Annotated in this window: 15 protein-coding genes; 4 read left to right on the top strand and 11 right to left on the bottom strand. The window is 40.3% G+C overall.

The window, feature by feature from the left end; all coding sequences use genetic code 11:
• Positions 1-7 precede the first annotated feature (7 nt).
• The 5 genes from AC6H44_RS09165 to ccoN form a co-directional block, all read right to left on the bottom strand.
• A complete protein-coding gene (locus AC6H44_RS09165) occupies positions 8-499 on the bottom strand; it encodes a FixH family protein (protein WP_500735175.1) in 492 nt (163 codons plus the stop codon).
• A gap of 150 nt (positions 500-649) precedes the next feature.
• On the bottom strand, positions 650-1,684 hold the full coding sequence (gene ccoP / locus AC6H44_RS09160) for a cytochrome-c oxidase, cbb3-type subunit III (protein ID WP_500735174.1): 1,035 nt from the start codon (positions 1,682-1,684) through the stop codon (positions 650-652).
• On the bottom strand, positions 1,681-1,866 hold the full coding sequence (locus AC6H44_RS09155; protein WP_010389598.1) for a cbb3-type cytochrome oxidase subunit 3: 186 nt from the start codon (positions 1,864-1,866) through the stop codon (positions 1,681-1,683). The genes ccoP and AC6H44_RS09155 overlap by 4 nt, the downstream gene beginning before the upstream one ends.
• Positions 1,867-1,872: 6 nt before the next feature.
• Positions 1,873-2,547 carry a cytochrome-c oxidase, cbb3-type subunit II gene (gene ccoO, locus AC6H44_RS09150; RefSeq protein WP_500735173.1) on the bottom strand — a complete coding sequence of 225 codons (675 nt, stop codon included), beginning with the start codon at positions 2,545-2,547 and terminating at the stop codon, positions 1,873-1,875.
• Positions 2,548-2,559: 12 nt separating this feature from the next.
• Positions 2,560-3,993 (bottom strand): cytochrome-c oxidase, cbb3-type subunit I, encoded by a 1,434-nt coding sequence (ccoN, locus tag AC6H44_RS09145; RefSeq protein WP_500735172.1) that lies wholly within the window; start codon positions 3,991-3,993, stop codon positions 2,560-2,562.
• A 336-nt stretch (positions 3,994-4,329) separates the two neighbouring features.
• Between ccoN and AC6H44_RS09140 the strand changes: the two genes are divergently transcribed.
• From AC6H44_RS09140 to AC6H44_RS09125, 4 genes are all read left to right on the top strand, one after another.
• On the top strand, positions 4,330-4,758 hold the full coding sequence (locus AC6H44_RS09140) for a hypothetical protein (protein WP_500735171.1): 429 nt from the start codon (positions 4,330-4,332) through the stop codon (positions 4,756-4,758).
• Positions 4,759-4,862: 104 nt separating this feature from the next.
• On the top strand, positions 4,863-6,068 hold the full coding sequence (locus tag AC6H44_RS09135) for an IS4 family transposase (RefSeq protein ID WP_500735106.1): 1,206 nt from the start codon (positions 4,863-4,865) through the stop codon (positions 6,066-6,068).
• 672 nt (positions 6,069-6,740) lie between these two features.
• The gene (locus tag AC6H44_RS09130; protein WP_500735170.1) at positions 6,741-9,428 is read left to right on the top strand and encodes a TonB-dependent receptor plug domain-containing protein; all 2,688 of its coding nucleotides are present in this window, start codon (positions 6,741-6,743) and stop codon (positions 9,426-9,428) included.
• A gap of 107 nt (positions 9,429-9,535) precedes the next feature.
• On the top strand, positions 9,536-10,903 hold the full coding sequence (locus tag AC6H44_RS09125; RefSeq protein WP_500735169.1) for a hypothetical protein: 1,368 nt from the start codon (positions 9,536-9,538) through the stop codon (positions 10,901-10,903).
• Between the two features lie 25 nt (positions 10,904-10,928).
• Here AC6H44_RS09125 and AC6H44_RS09120 read toward each other — a convergent pair whose 3' ends face one another.
• The 6 genes from AC6H44_RS09120 to AC6H44_RS09095 all read right to left on the bottom strand — a co-directional run bounded on the left by AC6H44_RS09120 (position 10,929) and on the right by AC6H44_RS09095 (position 18,241).
• A complete protein-coding gene (locus tag AC6H44_RS09120; protein ID WP_500735168.1) occupies positions 10,929-11,183 on the bottom strand; it encodes a DUF3862 domain-containing protein in 255 nt (84 codons plus the stop codon).
• Between the two features lie 16 nt (positions 11,184-11,199).
• The gene (locus tag AC6H44_RS09115; RefSeq protein ID WP_500735167.1) at positions 11,200-12,036 is read right to left on the bottom strand and encodes a peptidoglycan binding protein CsiV; all 837 of its coding nucleotides are present in this window, start codon (positions 12,034-12,036) and stop codon (positions 11,200-11,202) included.
• Positions 12,036-15,509 carry a transcription-repair coupling factor gene (gene mfd, locus AC6H44_RS09110; protein ID WP_500735166.1) on the bottom strand — a complete coding sequence of 1,158 codons (3,474 nt, stop codon included), beginning with the start codon at positions 15,507-15,509 and terminating at the stop codon, positions 12,036-12,038. The genes AC6H44_RS09115 and mfd overlap by 1 nt, the downstream gene beginning before the upstream one ends.
• Positions 15,510-15,572: 63 nt before the next feature.
• Positions 15,573-16,466, bottom strand: coding sequence for a carbon-nitrogen hydrolase (locus tag AC6H44_RS09105; RefSeq protein WP_500735165.1), 894 nt, complete (start codon positions 16,464-16,466; stop codon positions 15,573-15,575).
• A complete protein-coding gene (locus AC6H44_RS09100) occupies positions 16,463-17,518 on the bottom strand; it encodes an agmatine deiminase family protein (protein ID WP_500735164.1) in 1,056 nt (351 codons plus the stop codon). Before AC6H44_RS09100 ends, AC6H44_RS09105 begins: the two co-directional genes overlap by 4 nt.
• 114 nt (positions 17,519-17,632) lie before the next feature.
• A complete protein-coding gene (locus AC6H44_RS09095; protein ID WP_500735163.1) occupies positions 17,633-18,241 on the bottom strand; it encodes a PilZ domain-containing protein in 609 nt (202 codons plus the stop codon).
• Positions 18,242-18,347 lie beyond the last annotated feature (106 nt).

The raw sequence follows: 18,347 nt of genomic DNA, 5'->3' as shown, positions 1-18,347 counted from the left end.
CTAAATACTACTTATAATTAGGTGTAACTAAAACGGTGGCTGTGGTTGGTAAAGTGATACTTTCTTTCATTTTCCAACTCGTATCGAAAGGTTCAATAAACACCGAGTAAGCCCCTGGAGTGTAATCATCTAATAATGCAGTGAATTCTTGATTAGCATTAGGGGTAAGTGTTGCCTCAAAGTCGTGCACTTTAATTGTGCGATGAAAAAACGACAATTTTAGTGCGTGAATATTACTGGTATCGCCTTTAGTAAATTTAAAACTTACTCGTTTATCAGATACATTAAGGTCGCCATGTAAATACAAGGCTTTTGCTTTATCAAATTTAACAAGCTCTAAGTTAATCGCTTTGCCTTTTTTATAGTAGTCATCCACTACCATATCTGGACCATTACCGATGGCGGTAATAAATAACGAAATACAGCCGATCACGGTAACTAAAGGAAGAAAAATTAAAAACCAAGGCCAAAAATTTTTATACCACGGAGTAGGTTGCATAGTCGCTCAAAAAGTTAATTAGTGTGCAGCTATAGTATAATAAATAGAGTAAAAAGACTAAAAAAAAGCCTCCATTTGGAAGCTTTTTTGATTTGGATTAATCTATTGAAATAAAAAGATTAAAACTGAAACGTTTTGTTAACTTTGACGTTATTTTTGCTGCGACAAGCTATAAACATAAGCAGTTAAAAGGTGAATTTTCTCTTCGCCCAAAATCTCCTTAAATGCAGGCATTACACCCGCACGACCGTGGTTTAGTGTTTCTTCAACAGCACGTTGAGAGCCACCGTATAGCCAAATATTATCAGTTAAGTTTGGTGCACCAAATGGTAAGTTATGCGCAACTGAGCCTTTACCGTCTGCACCATGACACGCGGCACACATTGCAAATTTGGCTTTACCTGCTGCGGCATCTTTTTGATTCACAGTACGACCAGATAGGCTAAGTACATAAGCGGTCATTTCTTTTACACCTTGCTCGCCTAATGCATCACCCCAAGGTGGCATTGCAGCAACACGGCCTAAAAGTAATGTTTCTCTGATTTTATCAGGTGTACCACCGTACAGCCAATCAGCGTCAGTAAGGTTAGGGAAGCCAGTACCACCACGTGCGTCAGAGCCATGACATTGAGCACAATTTTGCGCGAATAAACGTTGACCAATTTCAACCGCTAATTGACCTTGCGTTTGCTCATGTTTGTCACCATTTTCCAGTGCAAGCTGTTGTGCTGCATCACCCGCTAGCTTAGATTCCATTAAATCTAAAACCGGTGTTTTTGCCAATTCGTTAAAAATTGGACCAAAACGTTCTTCAGCAGCGCGGTATTCAACATCTAACTTTACAAATCGACCGTCTTCTTTGGCTTGCTCAATTGCTTGTTTCGATTCTGTTAAAGAGGTAATGCCTTGGTTTGAGCTTGTCCATTTTGCTAAACCTTCCCAGTTACCTAAGCCAGGATAAGCTGCTAAATAATAAACAGCCCACACAAAGGTAGCGAAGAACATGTAAGTCCACCATTTTGGTAGTGGATTGTTTAATTCTTCAATGCCGTCAAACTCATGTCCACAGCTTTCACCTTCTTTTACGCCTACATAGTTTTTTAAGTTCCAAACTAGTAAACCAAAGATAATGATCAGGCATGCAAGGGTTAATACAATAACCCATATACTCCAAAAGCTAGTCATTTCTCAGACCCCTTTTCCTCATTAGAGAGTGTGTTGTTGTGTTTTTTTTCATCTTCAAAAATGACATTAGCAGCGTCTTTAAAGCGACTTTTGCTTCGTTTGCTATATGCCCATCCAACAATCACAATAAATAAAACTAATATTACCAGAGTTAAAATGCCTCTGTATGTTCCGTAGTCCATAATAATCTACTTTAAATGTGTACCAAGTTGTTGCAAATAGGCGATAAGGGCTTGCATTTCTGTTGCACCTTTACCGTCATTCATTGCATCAACTTTAGCAATGTCAGCAATTAGTTCTTCATCATCGCCATAACCTAGGCCATCGTAACGGTCTGTACGGCTATCGATTCCGAATTTGTCACGGAAAATTTGTAGTTTTTTCAGAGTAAGGCTTGTATCAAGCGTGTTCTCTGCTAACCAAGGAAAGCCTGGCATATTAGACTCAGGAACCACAGCACGTGGGTCAACTAAGTGAGCATAATGCCAGTCATCTGAGTAACGTTTACCAACGCGTGCTAAGTCAGGACCAGTCCGTTTAGAGCCCCATAGGAAAGGGTGATCCCATACTGATTCACCCGCTACAGAGTAGTGACCGTAACGCTCTACTTCATCACGAAATGGACGAATCATTTGAGAATGACAGTTAACACACCCTTCACGCACATAGATGTCGCGACCTTCAAATTCTAGTGCATTTAATGGACGTAGGCCATCAACCGGCTTTGTTGTATCTTCTTGGAACATTAGCGGGGTAATTTCTACCAACGCACCAAAGCTAATAGCGAACACAGTCAAGATGGCCATAAGGCCGATGTTTTTTTCAATAATTTCATGTTTATTTTGTGAATTTTTATTGCTCATTGTCTGACTCCGTTATGCTAACTGCGCTTGTTTATCAAGTTCGAGCGAGTTATTTTTCGCTGAAACTGTACGATAAACGTTATAAGCCATAACCAGCATACCTACTACAATAAATACACCGCCCAAGAAACGCATAACATAGAAAGGATGAGAGGCTTCTAACGACTGAACAAAGCTGTACATTAATGTACCGTCAGAGTTAACTGCGCGCCACATTAGACCTTGCATTACACCTGAGATCCACATTGCGACGATGTATAAAACAACACCCACAGTATGCAACCAGAAATGGGTATTAATTAACTTAATGCTGTACATACGACCTTGCGAGAATAAGGCAGGAATAAGGTGGTAAATAGCACCAATAGAAATCATTGCAACCCAACCTAATGCACCTGAGTGAACATGACCTACTGTCCAATCTGTGTAGTGCGAAAGCGCATTAACAGACTTAATAGCCATCATTGGCCCTTCAAACGTAGACATACCGTAAAAAGACAATGAAACCACTAAGAAGCGCAAAATTGGATCTGTACGTAGCTTATGCCATGCACCTGAAAGGGTCATAATACCGTTAATCATACCACCCCAAGACGGTACGAATAAGATAATAGACATAACCATACCTAAACTTTGCGTCCAGTCAGGCAGCGCAGTGTAGTGAAGGTGATGCGGACCTGCCCAAATATAAAGCGAAACAAGCGCCCAAAAGTGAACAACCGATAAACGGTATGAATAAACAGGACGACCAGCTTGTTTTGGTACAAAATAATACATCATCCCTAAGAAACCAGCCGTTAGCAGAAAACCTACTGCGTTGTGGCCGTACCACCACTGAACCATTGCATCCACTGCACCCGCGTAGATTGAGTATGATTTAGTCAGCGATACTGGCACAGCCATACTATTAACAATGTGTAAAACAGCAACAGTGATTATAAAGCCTGCATAGAACCAGTTAGCTACATAAATATGCGCTACTTTACGTTTAGCAATCGTGCCCATAAATACAATAGCGTATGTAACCCAAACAACAGCGATTAAAATATCGATTGGCCACTCAAGTTCTGCATATTCTTTTGAACTGGTAAGACCCATTGGTAAGGTAATTGCTGCAAGAACAATAACTAATTGCCAACCCCAAAAAGTAAAGGCGGCTAATTTATCTGAAAGGAGGCGCGTTTGACATGTGCGTTGTACAACGTAATAAGACGTCGCAAAAAGAGCACTTGTACCAAATGCGAAGATTACTGCGTTCGTGTGTAACGGACGAAGTCGAGAGTAAGTTAACCATGGTGTGTCAAAGTTAAGTGCTGGCCAAGCTAGTTGGGCAGCAATTAGAACCCCAATACCCATGCCAACGATGCCCCAAATCACTGTCATAATAGCGAATTGGCGTACAACTTTGTAGTTGTACTCAGTTTGTGATGCTACTGTTTGGCTCATTTTCTGGCTTCCGCTGCAATAAATGCGTTTAGAAATGAATTACCCACTTGTAAAAGTAGGACCTACTATTGTTCTAAAATATACTGCCTAAAACTTTCAATGTGAGATTATTAAAGGCAATATACTTGAGAAGTACTTGTTTTATTTGCGGTTGAAATGATAAATTTTTTGGCCTTAAAAAGATAGGTTAATTGCGTAATAATATGACATCAATCAAACTTTATTAACGTGCTGTCTATTTTTTGAGGTGATTTGTTACTTACTTGATCACTAAAGCCGATAATCAACCAACCTGCCCTGAAGTCGGGCTATACATTAAATATTTTGAGAATCTACATGAACATGTATAAAGTATATTTACTTTCCTTGCTATTATTTTTACTTGGCTGTGACTATTCTGGATCAACACCATCCCCAAAAACAACAGGTTCACAGCTAGCGTGCAAAAATAACGAACCATGCACTTTTGCTAATCAAGTTAAAGTATCGCTAAGTGAAACTAACCTATCACCTGAAACGCCCTTTACAGTTTATGCTCAGCTACCTGAAAAGTTAACGATAGTTGATGCTAAATTAGCAGGGGTTAGTATGTATATGGGTTATATTCCTCTACAGTTTAAGCAACAGGGTAGTGTGTGGTCAGCCAATACGATGGTTGGAATTTGTTCACAAAGGAACATGGTGTGGAAATTAATTTTGACTTTAGCTGACAAAAACAACCCGACAACACACCGAGTGGAATATTATTTTAATGTGACTTATTAATACCATTTAACACTGACGAATCCCCACAAAATAAAAATTAATGGTAGACTCTCATGATTATTTGTGATCAAATTTTTTCACTATAAAAAAACTCACTCATAATCATGAAAGCCACCGAAATATTACACAAAGATATTGCCATTGCCTACCCTGAAATTCATAAAACACGTTTAAATACAGTCTTTACGTTTGTTAACTCAGGCTTGCGTGACCAGCGCGTTACTGTCACTTACCTAGGCCGCGGATTAAAATCATTTTCTAATACCGATAAAAAACATGATATTAAACGCGCAGACCGTTTGATTGGTAATGCTAACCTGCATCAAGAACGTCTTTGTTTCTATGAACATATGACCGAATGCTTAGTAGGCCAGCAACAACACCCACTTATTATCGTTGACTGGTCACCTATTAATGGCGGCGAAATATTTCAAGTGCTCAGGGCAAGCATACCAATGGGGGGAAGAGCGTTAACGCTCTATGAAAAAGTGTATCCTGAAAGCGAATTAAATACCGAAGCGGCTCATCAACACTTACTCGATAGCTTGGCACAGTGTTTACCTGCAGATTGTCAGCCTATTATTTTATCTGATGCTATTTTTAGAACGCCATGGTTTAAAGCCATAGAAGATAAAGGCTGGTATTGGCTTGGGCGCGTCAGAGGCAATGTGACCTTATCTAGCGACCTTGAGACATGGCGAAATTGTAAATCATGGTTTGAGCAAGCAACAGATAAACCACACCTTCTGACACAGATTTACTACGGAAAAACAGTTCGTTTCGCGTGCCAAGGTGTTTTGTTTAGAGGGAAAAACAAGGGACGTAAAAAAATCAAAAAACGGGGTGGGCAATCTCAATGTACAACGGTTAAATACCAACAACAAAAGGCCAAAGAGCCTTGGCTACTTGTGTTTAATTTACCTACACAATTTACAGATAAGCCTCAACGGATTGTGACTTTATATAAACAACGTATGCAAATAGAAGAAAGTTTCAGAGACACTAAGAATGCAAAACTTGGCATTAGTTTAGCCTTTGCAAATTCAAGAAGCGCAGAAAGGTTTGATAATTTATTGCTCATAGCGGCGTTAATGTTGTTTGTCTTATGGTGCATAGGGTACACCGTGTCGGCACAACAAGGGGATGCGGCATTACAAGCGAATACAGAGAAAAAACGACGAGTATTGTCCTATATTTATCTTGGCAAAGAAGTGGTTGATGATCCTAGGTATGAGCCTGATGGGCAGTTCATTATTTATGTGTATAGCCAGTTGTCACTTCTGACTATACAAATTGATAATTTAGGCTAAATTCGTGGGGATCTCTCAGCATTTAACATAAGCATTTTGCTCAATTGTATTACTTTTACCACTTAGATTTAACACTCACACTTTTAACCTAAGTTTCCCCAGCCGCTAAACAGTGAACCACTTCATGCAAGACAGCATCTTTATCACCTATTTCATCTACCTGTGCATATAGCCAAATCCTGACAACCGTTGCTCATTGAGACGTGAGCAATGTGAAATCCTTAAAACATAAAATTCTCACTATTAAAGCTAGTAACCAAAGAGTTTAGACTAAATAAACAATTTACTTGCATAAATATGGTTAGTAATTAACACCTAGTTTTACCGTTTTAATAATGAGCTGTGATTAACATGTTAACTTTCCTTTTTTGGGCACATTGTTCGAATGATTACATTAAATTACAAACTACCTCCCTATGATTTCATCTGTGTTTTTTATGTGATTGGTATTGCTTTAGCTTATGATTTTAAATTGTTTTTATTAATTAACAATGAAACATTCTGCAACCTTTGTTTCTGATATGGGTCTTCCCATTTGTTGCTGTTTGCAAAATAGTCTGCTGTTAAGTTTTTATTCAGTTACAGGCGCCTAAGTTGCTCCCGCTCGCTAAAAGTTCTCAATAAAGTGAGTGTTACCAATTTAGGTAAATTTCCAACAAGTAGGGTTCATCCATGAAAAAATCAACTCTTGGTTTAGCTGTAATTGCAGCAATCCCAATGTTTTCAAGTATGCAAGTTTCAGCTGCTGAAGATGCAGCAAAATCAATCGAAAAAATTCAAGTAACCGGCTCTCGCATTAAGCGTTCAGATATGGAAACGGCTAGCCCAGTTACACTTATTAGTGCTGATGCAATTAGAGCATCTGGTGCAACATCTGTTGATAGCATATTACAACAAATGACCGCTACAGGCGGTGCAATGACAAACCCTGGCATCAATAATGGTTCTGGCGGTGGTGCATCTATAGATTTACGTGGTTTAGGTTCACAGCGTACTTTAGTACTTGTTAATGGTCGTCGTATGATCAACTCAGGTACTGGTGCGGCATCAACGGTTGACTTAAACACGATTCCTGTTTCGATGATTAAACAAATTGAAGTACTTAAAGACGGTGCTTCAGCTGTTTACGGCACAGATGCAGTCGCGGGTGTTGTTAACATTATCCTCAAAAATGATTTTGAAGGACTAGATTTAAACGTCAATACAGCGATGACTTCAAAGCATGACGCGGCAGAAACATCAATCGACTTTACCTTAGGTACAACATTTGACAAAGGTAATATGGTTTTTGGCATTCAATACACTGATCGTGGTGAAGCTAGTCAAGGCGATCGTGGTTTTTCTTCATGTCCTTTATTTGAAGGCGAGAATGGGCTTTTCTGTGGTGGCTCATCATTTAGCGAAGGCGGCCATATTCAAAGTGGAGTAACGGCTGAGATCTTCAATAAAGAAGGTGAATTAAAAGAAGCGGGGGTTGCTAATGATTCTGGTTTAAGTGGCCTTGGTGGTAACTTACATCGCTATACCGATGAAAACGATGCATACAACTATGCAGCTAAAAGTTATCTGTACACACCAATGGAACGCTTAAACATCACAGGTTTAGGTAACTATGAACTAAATGATAGCACAATGCTTTTCAGTGAATTTACCTATACTAAGCGCTGGTCTGAGCAACAGTTAGCGCCACAGCCTATTAACTTTGGCTTTAAATATGCTGAAAATATGGGTGACAGTCTGCTATCACAGACTTACGACAAGCGACAAGTCGTTGACGGTGTATTTGTAAAAGATGCTAATGATAAATACGTAACAACACCGACTAATTACGCGTTTGGTGATGAAATAAGCTACCGTCGTCGTATGGCTGAAAGCGGTACTCGTGACTTGTCGCAAACAGTTGATACTGTTCGTGTTGTTGTTGGTGCTGAAGGTTTTATTAGTGACTATTCATGGGATGTGTCAGCAAACTTTGGCCGCAATGATTCTGTTGATAAAATGAGTAATCTACACAATGTTTCTGCTATTACAGAAGACTTAGCTGCAGGCACATTTAACCCATTAAATGAAGCATCTTGGTCACAAGAGAACATTCAAAATTATATATACACAGAGCAAAATTCAGGCGGAAGCCAGTTATTTATTCTAGCGGCTTCATTGTCGGGTGAAATGTTTGAATTACCAGCCGGTTATGCTGCTTTTGCAGCGGGTGTAGAGCGTCGTCAAGAAAAAGCATGGTCTAATCCTGATTCAATTGCTGCCCAAGGCTTAGGTAACGATCCGCGTGTAGATCCAACCAGTGGTGGGTTTGATGTAAATGAAGCGTATGTTGAGTTTGCATTACCATTATTATCTGGACATCAATTTGCTGAATATGTTGAACTAAGTGCGGCGATTCGTGCGTTTGACTACAGCACGTTTGGTTCTGATGAAACATGGAAGCTTGGTTTTACTTGGAAAGCAAATGATGAACTAATGTTCCGTGGCGTGCGTTCAACCGCATTCCGTGCACCAACAGTGTATGAGCTTTATTCAGGTAATTCACCATCTTATGAGCAAGTAAAATACCCAGGTGCTGATAGCCAAGCAGAAGTCACAGTTGGCGGCAATCAAAATTTAACACCAGAAGAAGCGGATACATTAACTTTTGGTGTTGTATACGAACCACAATGGTTTGAAGGTTTCTCAATGACCGTAGATTACTACGACATAGAAATCGAAAATGCTATTTCAACATACAACAACCAATTTGTTGTTGATCAATGTATAGGTGGTGCAAGCAGCGGTTCAAGTGAACTTTGTGCAAGTACTGGTGCAATTTTACAAGCTGACGGTCGAATTGTTTTCAATAACCAACTACGTAACATTGGTTCTGAAAAGACTTCAGGAATTGATCTAAACTTAAAGTATTCATTTGATGCATTAGGTCTTAGTTGGAGAGCGGGTCTTGATACAACCTATTTAGATGAGTACGTTGTTGATACAGGTGCTGTGGTCGATTATGCAGGTTATATTACTGGTGGCGCGGGTAGTTACGCAGATATCAAATCAAACTTTAACTTAACGGTTAAAGGTGATAGCTGGGATGCGACTTATGAAGCACGTTACATTGCTGGCCTAGATAGCTTTGCGTGTATTGGTGATGAGCCGTGTCTTGCACCTACAACGCCTTCAATTGTGTATCATGATATCAGTGGTTCTTACTTAATTAATGATACAGTGACATTGTCTGCTGGTGTTAATAACTTATTTGATAAAGAGCCACCGTACTACTCAGGTAATAACGATTCAAATACTGACCCGTACACGTTTGATACGTTAGGCCGTCGTTTATTCGCTGGTGTAAACGTTAAGTTCTAATTTTTATCAATTACAACTACCAAAAGGCCTAGTTTTTACTAGGCCTTTTTTGTTGAACAAAATTAAAGAGGCACGTAAACTTAGCTTAACTAATTTAGGAGACGCTATTGTTAAAGCAAGACGAAAATTTATCTTTTGTGATTGAGCCGCAACTATCACCGCGTGCAGAGCAGCGATTAGATCTCTATTTTTCTATCCCTAACGAAATGGGTATTAACGCGCAAACACTTAGCGAAGAGTCTTACTTTAATAATCAATTTAAATCCTTCGTAGCTTATAATGCCAATAACATTCATCTTCCGTTGGTGCGAAGTCGTTTCGTAAGTAAAAACAAAGGTGAGCAACAAGGTTATCGACAAAATCTAAATTTATATTGTTATCAAGTACGCCTTGCAATTGATGCCGATATTAAAGAGGCGTTACAAATTCAACACAGTGATGAGTTTTATCAACGTGCCATTGAGCTTTGTGAACAAAGCCAAAGTTTACTTAGAAAACTTAGGCGCTACACCCCCGATAATGAAAAACTAATTCCATTTTATACCAACGCCGATAATTACCTAAGTTGGCAAATAGAACAAACGTTTTTAAAGTTACTTGATGAAGGGCCGCGCAGTAGCGATCACGCTAAAGAGCGCAATGACTTATTAAACTTTTGTAAGTCAGAGAGCGAATATCGGCAAGAGCAACAATATAATTCTGACTCAACGCTCAAAGATGCGAACAGAATTACTAATAAAATGCGTCTGTTACAGCGCTTAATAGAACACGGAGTTATTTTAAATCGCCAAACACGCTATCTTAATAGTTACCTAAAGCGGTTAGTTAAAGGCTCTGTGACCGCAGTTATTATGGCCTTTGTGATGGTAGTGATACTCAATGCGCGGTCAACATTTACTGAAATAACCGCCTCACTAATTTTAATATTAGGGGTTATTTACGGGCTCAGAGAAATATTTAAAGAAGATATTACCCGCGTTATTTGGCGTGCCATTGTCAGAGGCCGCCCAAAATGGCGTTTTATATTTAAAAATAGTATCACTAAAGATAAAGTTGCAAGTCAGTTTATTTGGTTGGAATATACGCGGTTTAAAAAAATCCCTAAAGAAGTGAGAACCATTTTTTCCAAACGACGTCAGCAAAATAAGCAAGCGGCACAATGGCTTCACTTTGCCAGTGAAACCCGGGTAAGTGCTAAAGAATTTTTGCCAGGCTACGATAGCTTACAGCAAACTTTGCAGTTTAATCTTGCGCCGTTCGCTCGTTATTTAAAAAAAGGGGAAGGGAAGCTCTATCATTTAGAGAATAATAAAATTTCTAAGCAGGGAGTTGAAAGGCGCTATCAGCTAAACATGGTGTTGGTACTCACTGAATCAGATAAAACGCTTTATCAGCGTTATAAAATTACTTTAAACCGCAGTAAAATAGTTAATATAGAGCTTATTTATAGCAGCGATGCAAATAAAGAAGAATAACCTAAGTTATTCCCCAGATTACAGGTTATTTATTGGTTAGGCCTTTTTTGTTGTACAGGGTTACCTTGTTGGATACTAGAGTGATCTCGATGTTTTTAGCGTTATCGCCCCAAGTACACTGGGTGTGTAGTGTTTTTTCTTGGCAGTTATCTGCCTTGCCTAAAATAGCTTCAACCTCGGTTTTATCCATACCAATTTTAATTTTTTCGTAATTTTCTAGGCTCACTTTAGAGCAAGCAGTTAAACTTAGTAACGCAACAACGACTAATAATTGTTTCATTATTATTTTCCTTTGATTAATGATTAAATTTTCGAATTTGTACAATCATTCCCATACGAGGGTGATCAAAATAATGAATATCCTCGCTGAATACACGTCTAAATTGTGAAAATCGTGCAGATTCTAGCTCACCGTTGTCACGCTTTTCATTAATATCAAAATCTGCAGCAATAAATAAATAGTGGCGCAAATGTATTTTAAATAATCCCTCTAATTCCCATTTTGAAGCCTGGGGTTGAGCTTCATCAAACAGTGGCACAGGGGTATTAACTAAGCTAATAAAATCAGAATTGGCGTAATTAAAAGCCGTGTTCACGTTACTTTTTAACTGACCACCTGCAAACAAATACAGACTTGGTGAATGAGACTTACTCGCGCCCTCAAACCGCCAACCTGTATGCAATAAAGGGGTGAGTCCTTTGCGGTTTAGCGCTTGGCGTTGTGATTCAAACTGCAACTGCTCAGGGGCTAACAGGTAAGTTTGCTCCATGGTCTCTTGTGCTGGCGCTTGAGGGGTAACGGGCAATACAGCGTAACTTTTTACATAATCTATGTTGTCGTTACACACTGCTGATTGCGGGTTTGAATGAATCAAAGTGTCGGCAAAAGTGCGTGTTTGAAAGCGTGGGTCGCCGTTTATACAGGCTTTCATAGCTTGGCTTTTATAAACAGGACTGAGTAAATCTAAGGTGTTTTTATCCTCTATAGGATCGTGTTTTAAACTAAAGTCTTCTTGTAAGTATGGAGCAGGGAGCTGTTTAAAAATTAATACTTCTACTTCAAACCAACGCTCTGCAAATGCAGTACTGCTAAATAAGCAGCATAAAATAACCAGCGATTTTTTCAGCAACATTAATGGCTAACCTTTTTTTCGAAATCTGCAATCATGGCAGTAATCATTTTTAAGCGTTCACGGGCATTTGCCTCGCTAATGGCAAAGCGTAATTTATTTGCGCCATCCATTTTATAAACGTGTGGTGCACTTTGTATCAAACCAATAATGAAGCTAGGATTAACTTTAGTATTTTGACTAAACTCAAAATAGCCCCCTTTTGGGTTTGCCTCTATTTTTGTTATGCCTAAATTACTCGCCTGCATTTTTAGTTGTTGTAAGCTAAATAAGTTTTTAGCTGCATCGGGTAATAAACCAAAGCGGTCAATTAATTCTACCTGCAGCTCATCCATATCGGTAAGGCTAGCACAACTAGCCACACGCTTGTACATACCTAAACGGGTGTTAACGTCATGAATATAGTCATCAGGTAACAATGCCGGCAGTTTTAAATCCACTTCGGTTTGTTTTTGTAATAAATTTTCAAGGGTTGGCTCTTTACCATTTTTAAGTGCGTTAACGGCTTGCTCAAGCATTTCCATGTATAAATTAAAGCCAATGGTTTGCATTTGCCCTGATTGATCATCGCCTAGCAGTTCGCCAGCTCCGCGAATTTCTAAATCGTGGGTTGCTAAAGCAAAGCCCGCGCCTAAATCCTCTAATGAGGCAATCGCATCTAAACGTTTTACCGCATCTTTAGAGAGTGACTTAGGGTTACCTGTAAGTAAATAAGCATAGGCTTGATGGTGGCTGCGACCAACACGTCCACGTAGTTGATGCAGCTGAGCAAGCCCCAGCTTATCGGCTCTGTCTATAATAATAGTGTTTGCTGTGGGTACATCAATACCGGTTTCAATAATAGTAGTACATACCAGCACATTGTACTTTTGATGATAAAAATCGGTCATGATCTGCTCAAGCTCTTGCTCTCGCATTTGCCCATGAGCTGAGGATACTGTGGCTTCTGGCACCCATTCACTGATTTCTTGAGCTACTCGTTCTATGGTTTCTACATTGTTATGTAAGAAGTACACTTGACCACCGCGTTTAATTTCACGTAACACGGCTTCACGAATAAGCTCTTCGTCGCGCTGGCGTACAAAGGTTTTAACCGCCAAACGTTTAGCCGGCGGGGTGGCAATAATAGATAAATCACGCATGCCGCTCATGGCCATATTTAACGTACGCGGAATAGGTGTTGCAGTAAGCGTTAGTATGTCTACATCGGCTCTCAGGGCCTTAATTTTTTCCTTTTGACGCACCCCAAAACGGTGCTCTTCATCTACAATTAACAGCCCTAAATCTTTAAACTTTATGTCTTGTTGTATAAGTTTGTGAGTACCAATAACGACATCAAGCTTGCCATTACTCATTTTTTCAAGGGTTTCTTTTTGCTCTTTGGTTGAGTTAAAGCGCGACAGTACACCTACCTCAATGGGAAAATCAGCAAAACGGTCTCTAAAATTATCATAATGCTGCTGAGCAAGCAGGGTAGTTGGTACTAAAATAGCTACTTGCTTATTATCGTTAACAGCCACAAAAGCCGCACGCATGGCCACTTCGGTTTTACCAAAACCCACATCACCACAGACTAAACGGTCCATGGCTTGCTTTGATTGCATGTCCCCTAATACAGCTTCAATGGCGGTACGTTGATCGTCTGTTTCTTCAAAGGGGAAGCTATCGCTGAATTGGCGATAAGCTTGAGCATCAAGGGTAAACTTATTGCCGGGTTTAGCTTGGCGCTGCGCGTATATGTCGAGTAACTCTGCTGCCACATCACGTACTTTTTCAGCGGCGCGTTTTTTCGCTTTTTCCCACGCATCAGAGCCAAGCCTATGCAATGGTGCACTCGCTTCTTCACCGCCAGAGTAACGACTGAGCATATGCAGCGCTGACACCGGCACATAGAGCTTTGCTTCACCGGCATAAGTAATAGTAACAAATTCAGTAACCACGCCTGCTGCATCAATCGTTTGTAGCCCTTGATAACGGCCAACACCATGATCAAGATGCACAACTGGTTGGCCTTCTTTTAATTCAGCAAGGTTACGAATGAGTGCATCTTGGCTGGCTTCATATTTGTGCTTACGGCGCCTGCGCTGTGATACCTTAATTCCAAGCAATTCTTGCTCGGTGATAATGCTCAGGCTAGGTTTAGTGCTCAGTACGACGCTTTGTTCAAGCGGACTGACAATTAAACCAACGTCATTACTGCTGTTAGTAAACTGCTCAAAGTTATCAAACTCTTTAAATTTTAAACCGCTTGGTTTTAATATACTCAGTAATGATTCACGCCGACCGTCCGACTCTACACTAATAACAACGCGGCCTTTGCTCTTTTTTTGCTCTGCCACATAGTCAATAAATGCGTTGTAGGGTTGATGCTGTTTATGATCAATGCGTATATTAGGCAATTCGTTAACTGCGAGGTTTTTATTGCCTGCTTTGGTGCCTAATTTTGCTTGCGATAAACGAATCCGGCCATAGTTGCCCAAGTTAGAAAAAAGCTCATTAATTGGCTGATATAACTCATCTGGAGGTAACAATGGGCGCAAAGGGTCCACACGGCGGTTTTCATAGCGTACATTTACATCGTGCCAAAAGTTATCTGCTGCATGTTCTAAATCACCAAACTGCATCACGGTCGTCGATTCAGGTAAGTAGTCAAAAATAGTGGCTAAGCCTTCAAAAAACAGCGGCATATAGTATTCAATACCGCCAGGCCAATTCCCTTTACTGACTTGCATATACACGGAGTCTTGCTCTGAGCTTGCGCCAAATTTTTCACGATAACTTATTCTAAATCGCTCAATATCGGTATTGTTAGTCGGAAACTCATGAGCAGGCAGTAGCTCAATCTTTTCTACTTTTTCGTCTGAGCGCTGTGTTTCAACATCAAATAAGCGAATAGTATCCAGCTCATCATCAAAAAAATCGAGCCTGAAGGGGTGCTTACTGCCCATCGGGTATAAATCAACAATAGAGCCACGTATGGCGTATTCGCCATGCTCCATGACTTGCTGCACATGTAAATAACCCGCTTGCTCTAAATTTTCACGCAGGGCGTGGGTGTCTAATCTATCGCCGACCTTAAAATTAAGTGTTGAGCCGTATATAAATGAGGCCGGGGCGGTGCGTAGCATCAGTGTTGACACCGGTACAATAAGCACGCTTTGTTGCTCTTTTTTTAACGTATTGAGGGTGGCCAAACGCGCTGAAATAATATCTTGGTGGGGAGAGAAGTGATCGTAAGGCAACGTTTCCCAATCCGGAAATATCATCACTGGGTTATCAGGAAGTAAATATTCTAATTCGGTTTCAAGGCGCAGAGCACTTGGTGTATCTGGGGTGACAATTAACACTAGGTTATCTTGTTGTTTCACACCTTGTGCTATGGCAATACTTAAACCACTGCCTAAAAGCTCGCCCCATTGAATTTTATCTTTGTTAGACTTTACCCAAGGCAAGGTTGCCCATTGCTCAAACGCCATTAATTACTCCATTTAATTAAGCTCTTAGCGACTAAGAGCCATACTATTATTTAACGTGGTTATTTAGTCGCGATATATTTTTGTTAAATCTTGATAATGATCAATTCTGCGGTCACGTAAATACGGCCAGATACGTCGTACGTTCTCGCTGCGTTTTTGATCAAGTTTAACTATTAATATTTGTTCATTTTGGTTATCGGCCTCTGCCAGCATTTCACCTTGAGGACCTGCAATAAACGAGTTGCCCCAAAATTGAATGCCGTCGCTTTGACCACTCGTATCGTTTTCATGGCCCACTCGGTTACAACTAATCACCGGAACGCCATTGGCTACAGCATGAGCTCGTTGGCTAATAACCCACGCATCTTTTTGACGAGTTTGTTCGTCTTTATCATCGCGCGGATCCCAGCCAATCGCGGTGGGATAAATTAATAGCTCGGCACCTGCCATTGCCATTAAACGCGCAGCCTCAGGAAACCATTGATCCCAACACACGAGTACGCCCAGCTTACCCACTGAGGTTTGAATAGGCTCAAAGCCTAAGTCACCTGGCGTAAAGTAAAACTTTTCATAAAACCCAGGGTCATCCGGTATATGCATTTTACGGTATTTACCCGCAATGCTGCCGTCTTTTTCGAGCACCACGGCGGTATTGTGGTAAAGGCCCGTAGCACGCTTTTCAAATAATGAGGCGACAATAACGATTCCCAATTCTTTAGCCAGCTCGCCAAGTGTGTTACTGCTTGGCCCTGGTATCGTTTCGGCTAAATCAAATACGTCGACATCTTCGGTTTGGCAAAAATATAAACTTCGGTGTAGTTCTTGTAGCACAACAAGTTGCGCACCTTTACTTGCGGCATCGCGAATACCAGCAATTGATTTTTCGATATTATCTTCAGCGTTGTTACTGTTGCTTTGCTGTACTAAGGCAACTGATAAATGTGCAGGGCATGTCATAGTGCTGCTCCAGCTAAAAATCCACGGGGTAATTGCATTGTAATGCAGTGAAGACTGCCAAATTGTTCAATAATAGGTAAACAATTTATGCCAATAATCGTGTGCTCTGGGTAGGCTTTTTGAACCTGTGCTAACGCACCTTGGTCACTCGCATCGTCATAAGTAGGCACCAATACTGTATTATTTATAATTAAGTAATTTGCATAGGTGGCGGGTAGACGCGTATTTTCATCATCGTATACGGCGTTTGGCCACGGTAACTCAATCAGGTTATATGGGGTGTTATCAGCGGTTTTAAAGCGTTGTAGTTGCTTTTGCATGGCATTAAGCGCGCTAAAGTGCTCATCATTTTTGTCATCACATTGCACATACACAAGGGTATTATTTGGTGCAAAGCGCACCAGCGTATCAATATGGCTATCGGTATCATCACCTGCTAAATAACCATGCTCAACCCATAAAAAGTCAGTGGCGCCTAAATGTGTTTTTAGTTGTGCTTCAATTTCTGCTTGGGTTAAATCAGGGTTGCGATTGTTATTGAGTAAACACTCGCTAGTAGTGAGCAATACGCCGTGTTCATTTATTTCAATACCGCCACCTTCTAGCACCATATCAAGCGCTTGATAATGGTTTTTAGTATTGCTTAGTTGTTCAACTAATGTGTGGTTTATTTGATTATCAAGGGCGCTTGCAAACTTATTACCCCAGCCATTAAAGGTGAAGTCGAAGACTTTTAATTGTTCAGGCGCATCTAAGGCGCGGCACGTTAGTGGGCCATGATCGCGTGCCCAGGTATCGTTAGTAGGAGTAACTACAAAATGAACACGGTTATGTTCAATACCTGCATTTTTGAGTAATGCGCTAATGTGGGCTTTTAATGCGTCATCATGAGCAACAATAACCAGCGCTTGTTGCGCACTAATCTGCTTGGCAAGTTCAATGTATACAGGCTCAACACGGGTTAAGTTATCAGCCCAATCGGTATTTTTGTGCGGCCATGTGAGCATAACAGCGTCTTGCTCGGCCCATTCAGGTAAAAGTCTAAAGTTCATGGATTTTTAATACAAATAAAGATGAGGCTAGTTTAGCAGCTCAATTACTGCTAAGTCACTTTTAAATAAGCGTTTGGATTGCATTTTTAGGCAATTTAAATCGCTAAATACACACTAATGTTTGTCGTGTGTGCTCTGTTTGGCTTTTTCAAGTTGCTGACGCTTTTTTAGTTGGCGTGTTTGCGCATGTAAGCTGGCTCTTACAACCAGCTCTTGGTCGCTGTCTCTTATCGACACAAATAATAAAGTATATTGATAATGCTCATTTTTTTGTTTTTCTATAGCCACCACTTCGCTATAACAATACACCGCAGACGCTTCATGCTGCAAAAATAATTTAGTACGAAATGTTTGCCCAAGTGTATAAAGCTGATCACTAGTAAACTTAATTCCACCGCCACCGTAGCTGTCACAGTAAATAGAGTCATCTTCAGCCTGTTCAGTTGCTAAAATATGGCTCATGATTAAATCTATTTTGCGCGATTGGGCTTGTAAAAAAGTAGTTAGTTCTTGGGCAATATCACCTAGGTTGCGCAAAGAGCCTAAGGCGCTTTGATCTAGACTGCTAACTTCGTTCGCAAGTTTAAACAAGGGCGGAATATCTGCGTCTAGTTCAGCTAAGCTTGTTGGTACTGCTGTATCATCGACAGCAAACAGGTTGACGCGATTACTTTCATCAATTTGAAAGTAAAGCTCAAAATCTGCTAATTTTTGATTATTCATAGGTAACTCCTCTAGCCGTCAATAGTAGCGCCGCCATTGGTAAATTACTACACAACAAGCCAATAAAAATAAGCATCTTGAAGTGGTTTGGGTATAAAAAGCGCCA

This window comes from Pseudoalteromonas sp. TAP-3C (assembly GCF_059888565.1).
Note: the sequence above shows the minus strand (reverse complement) of the source record. Positions and strands in the feature narration are given on the sequence as shown.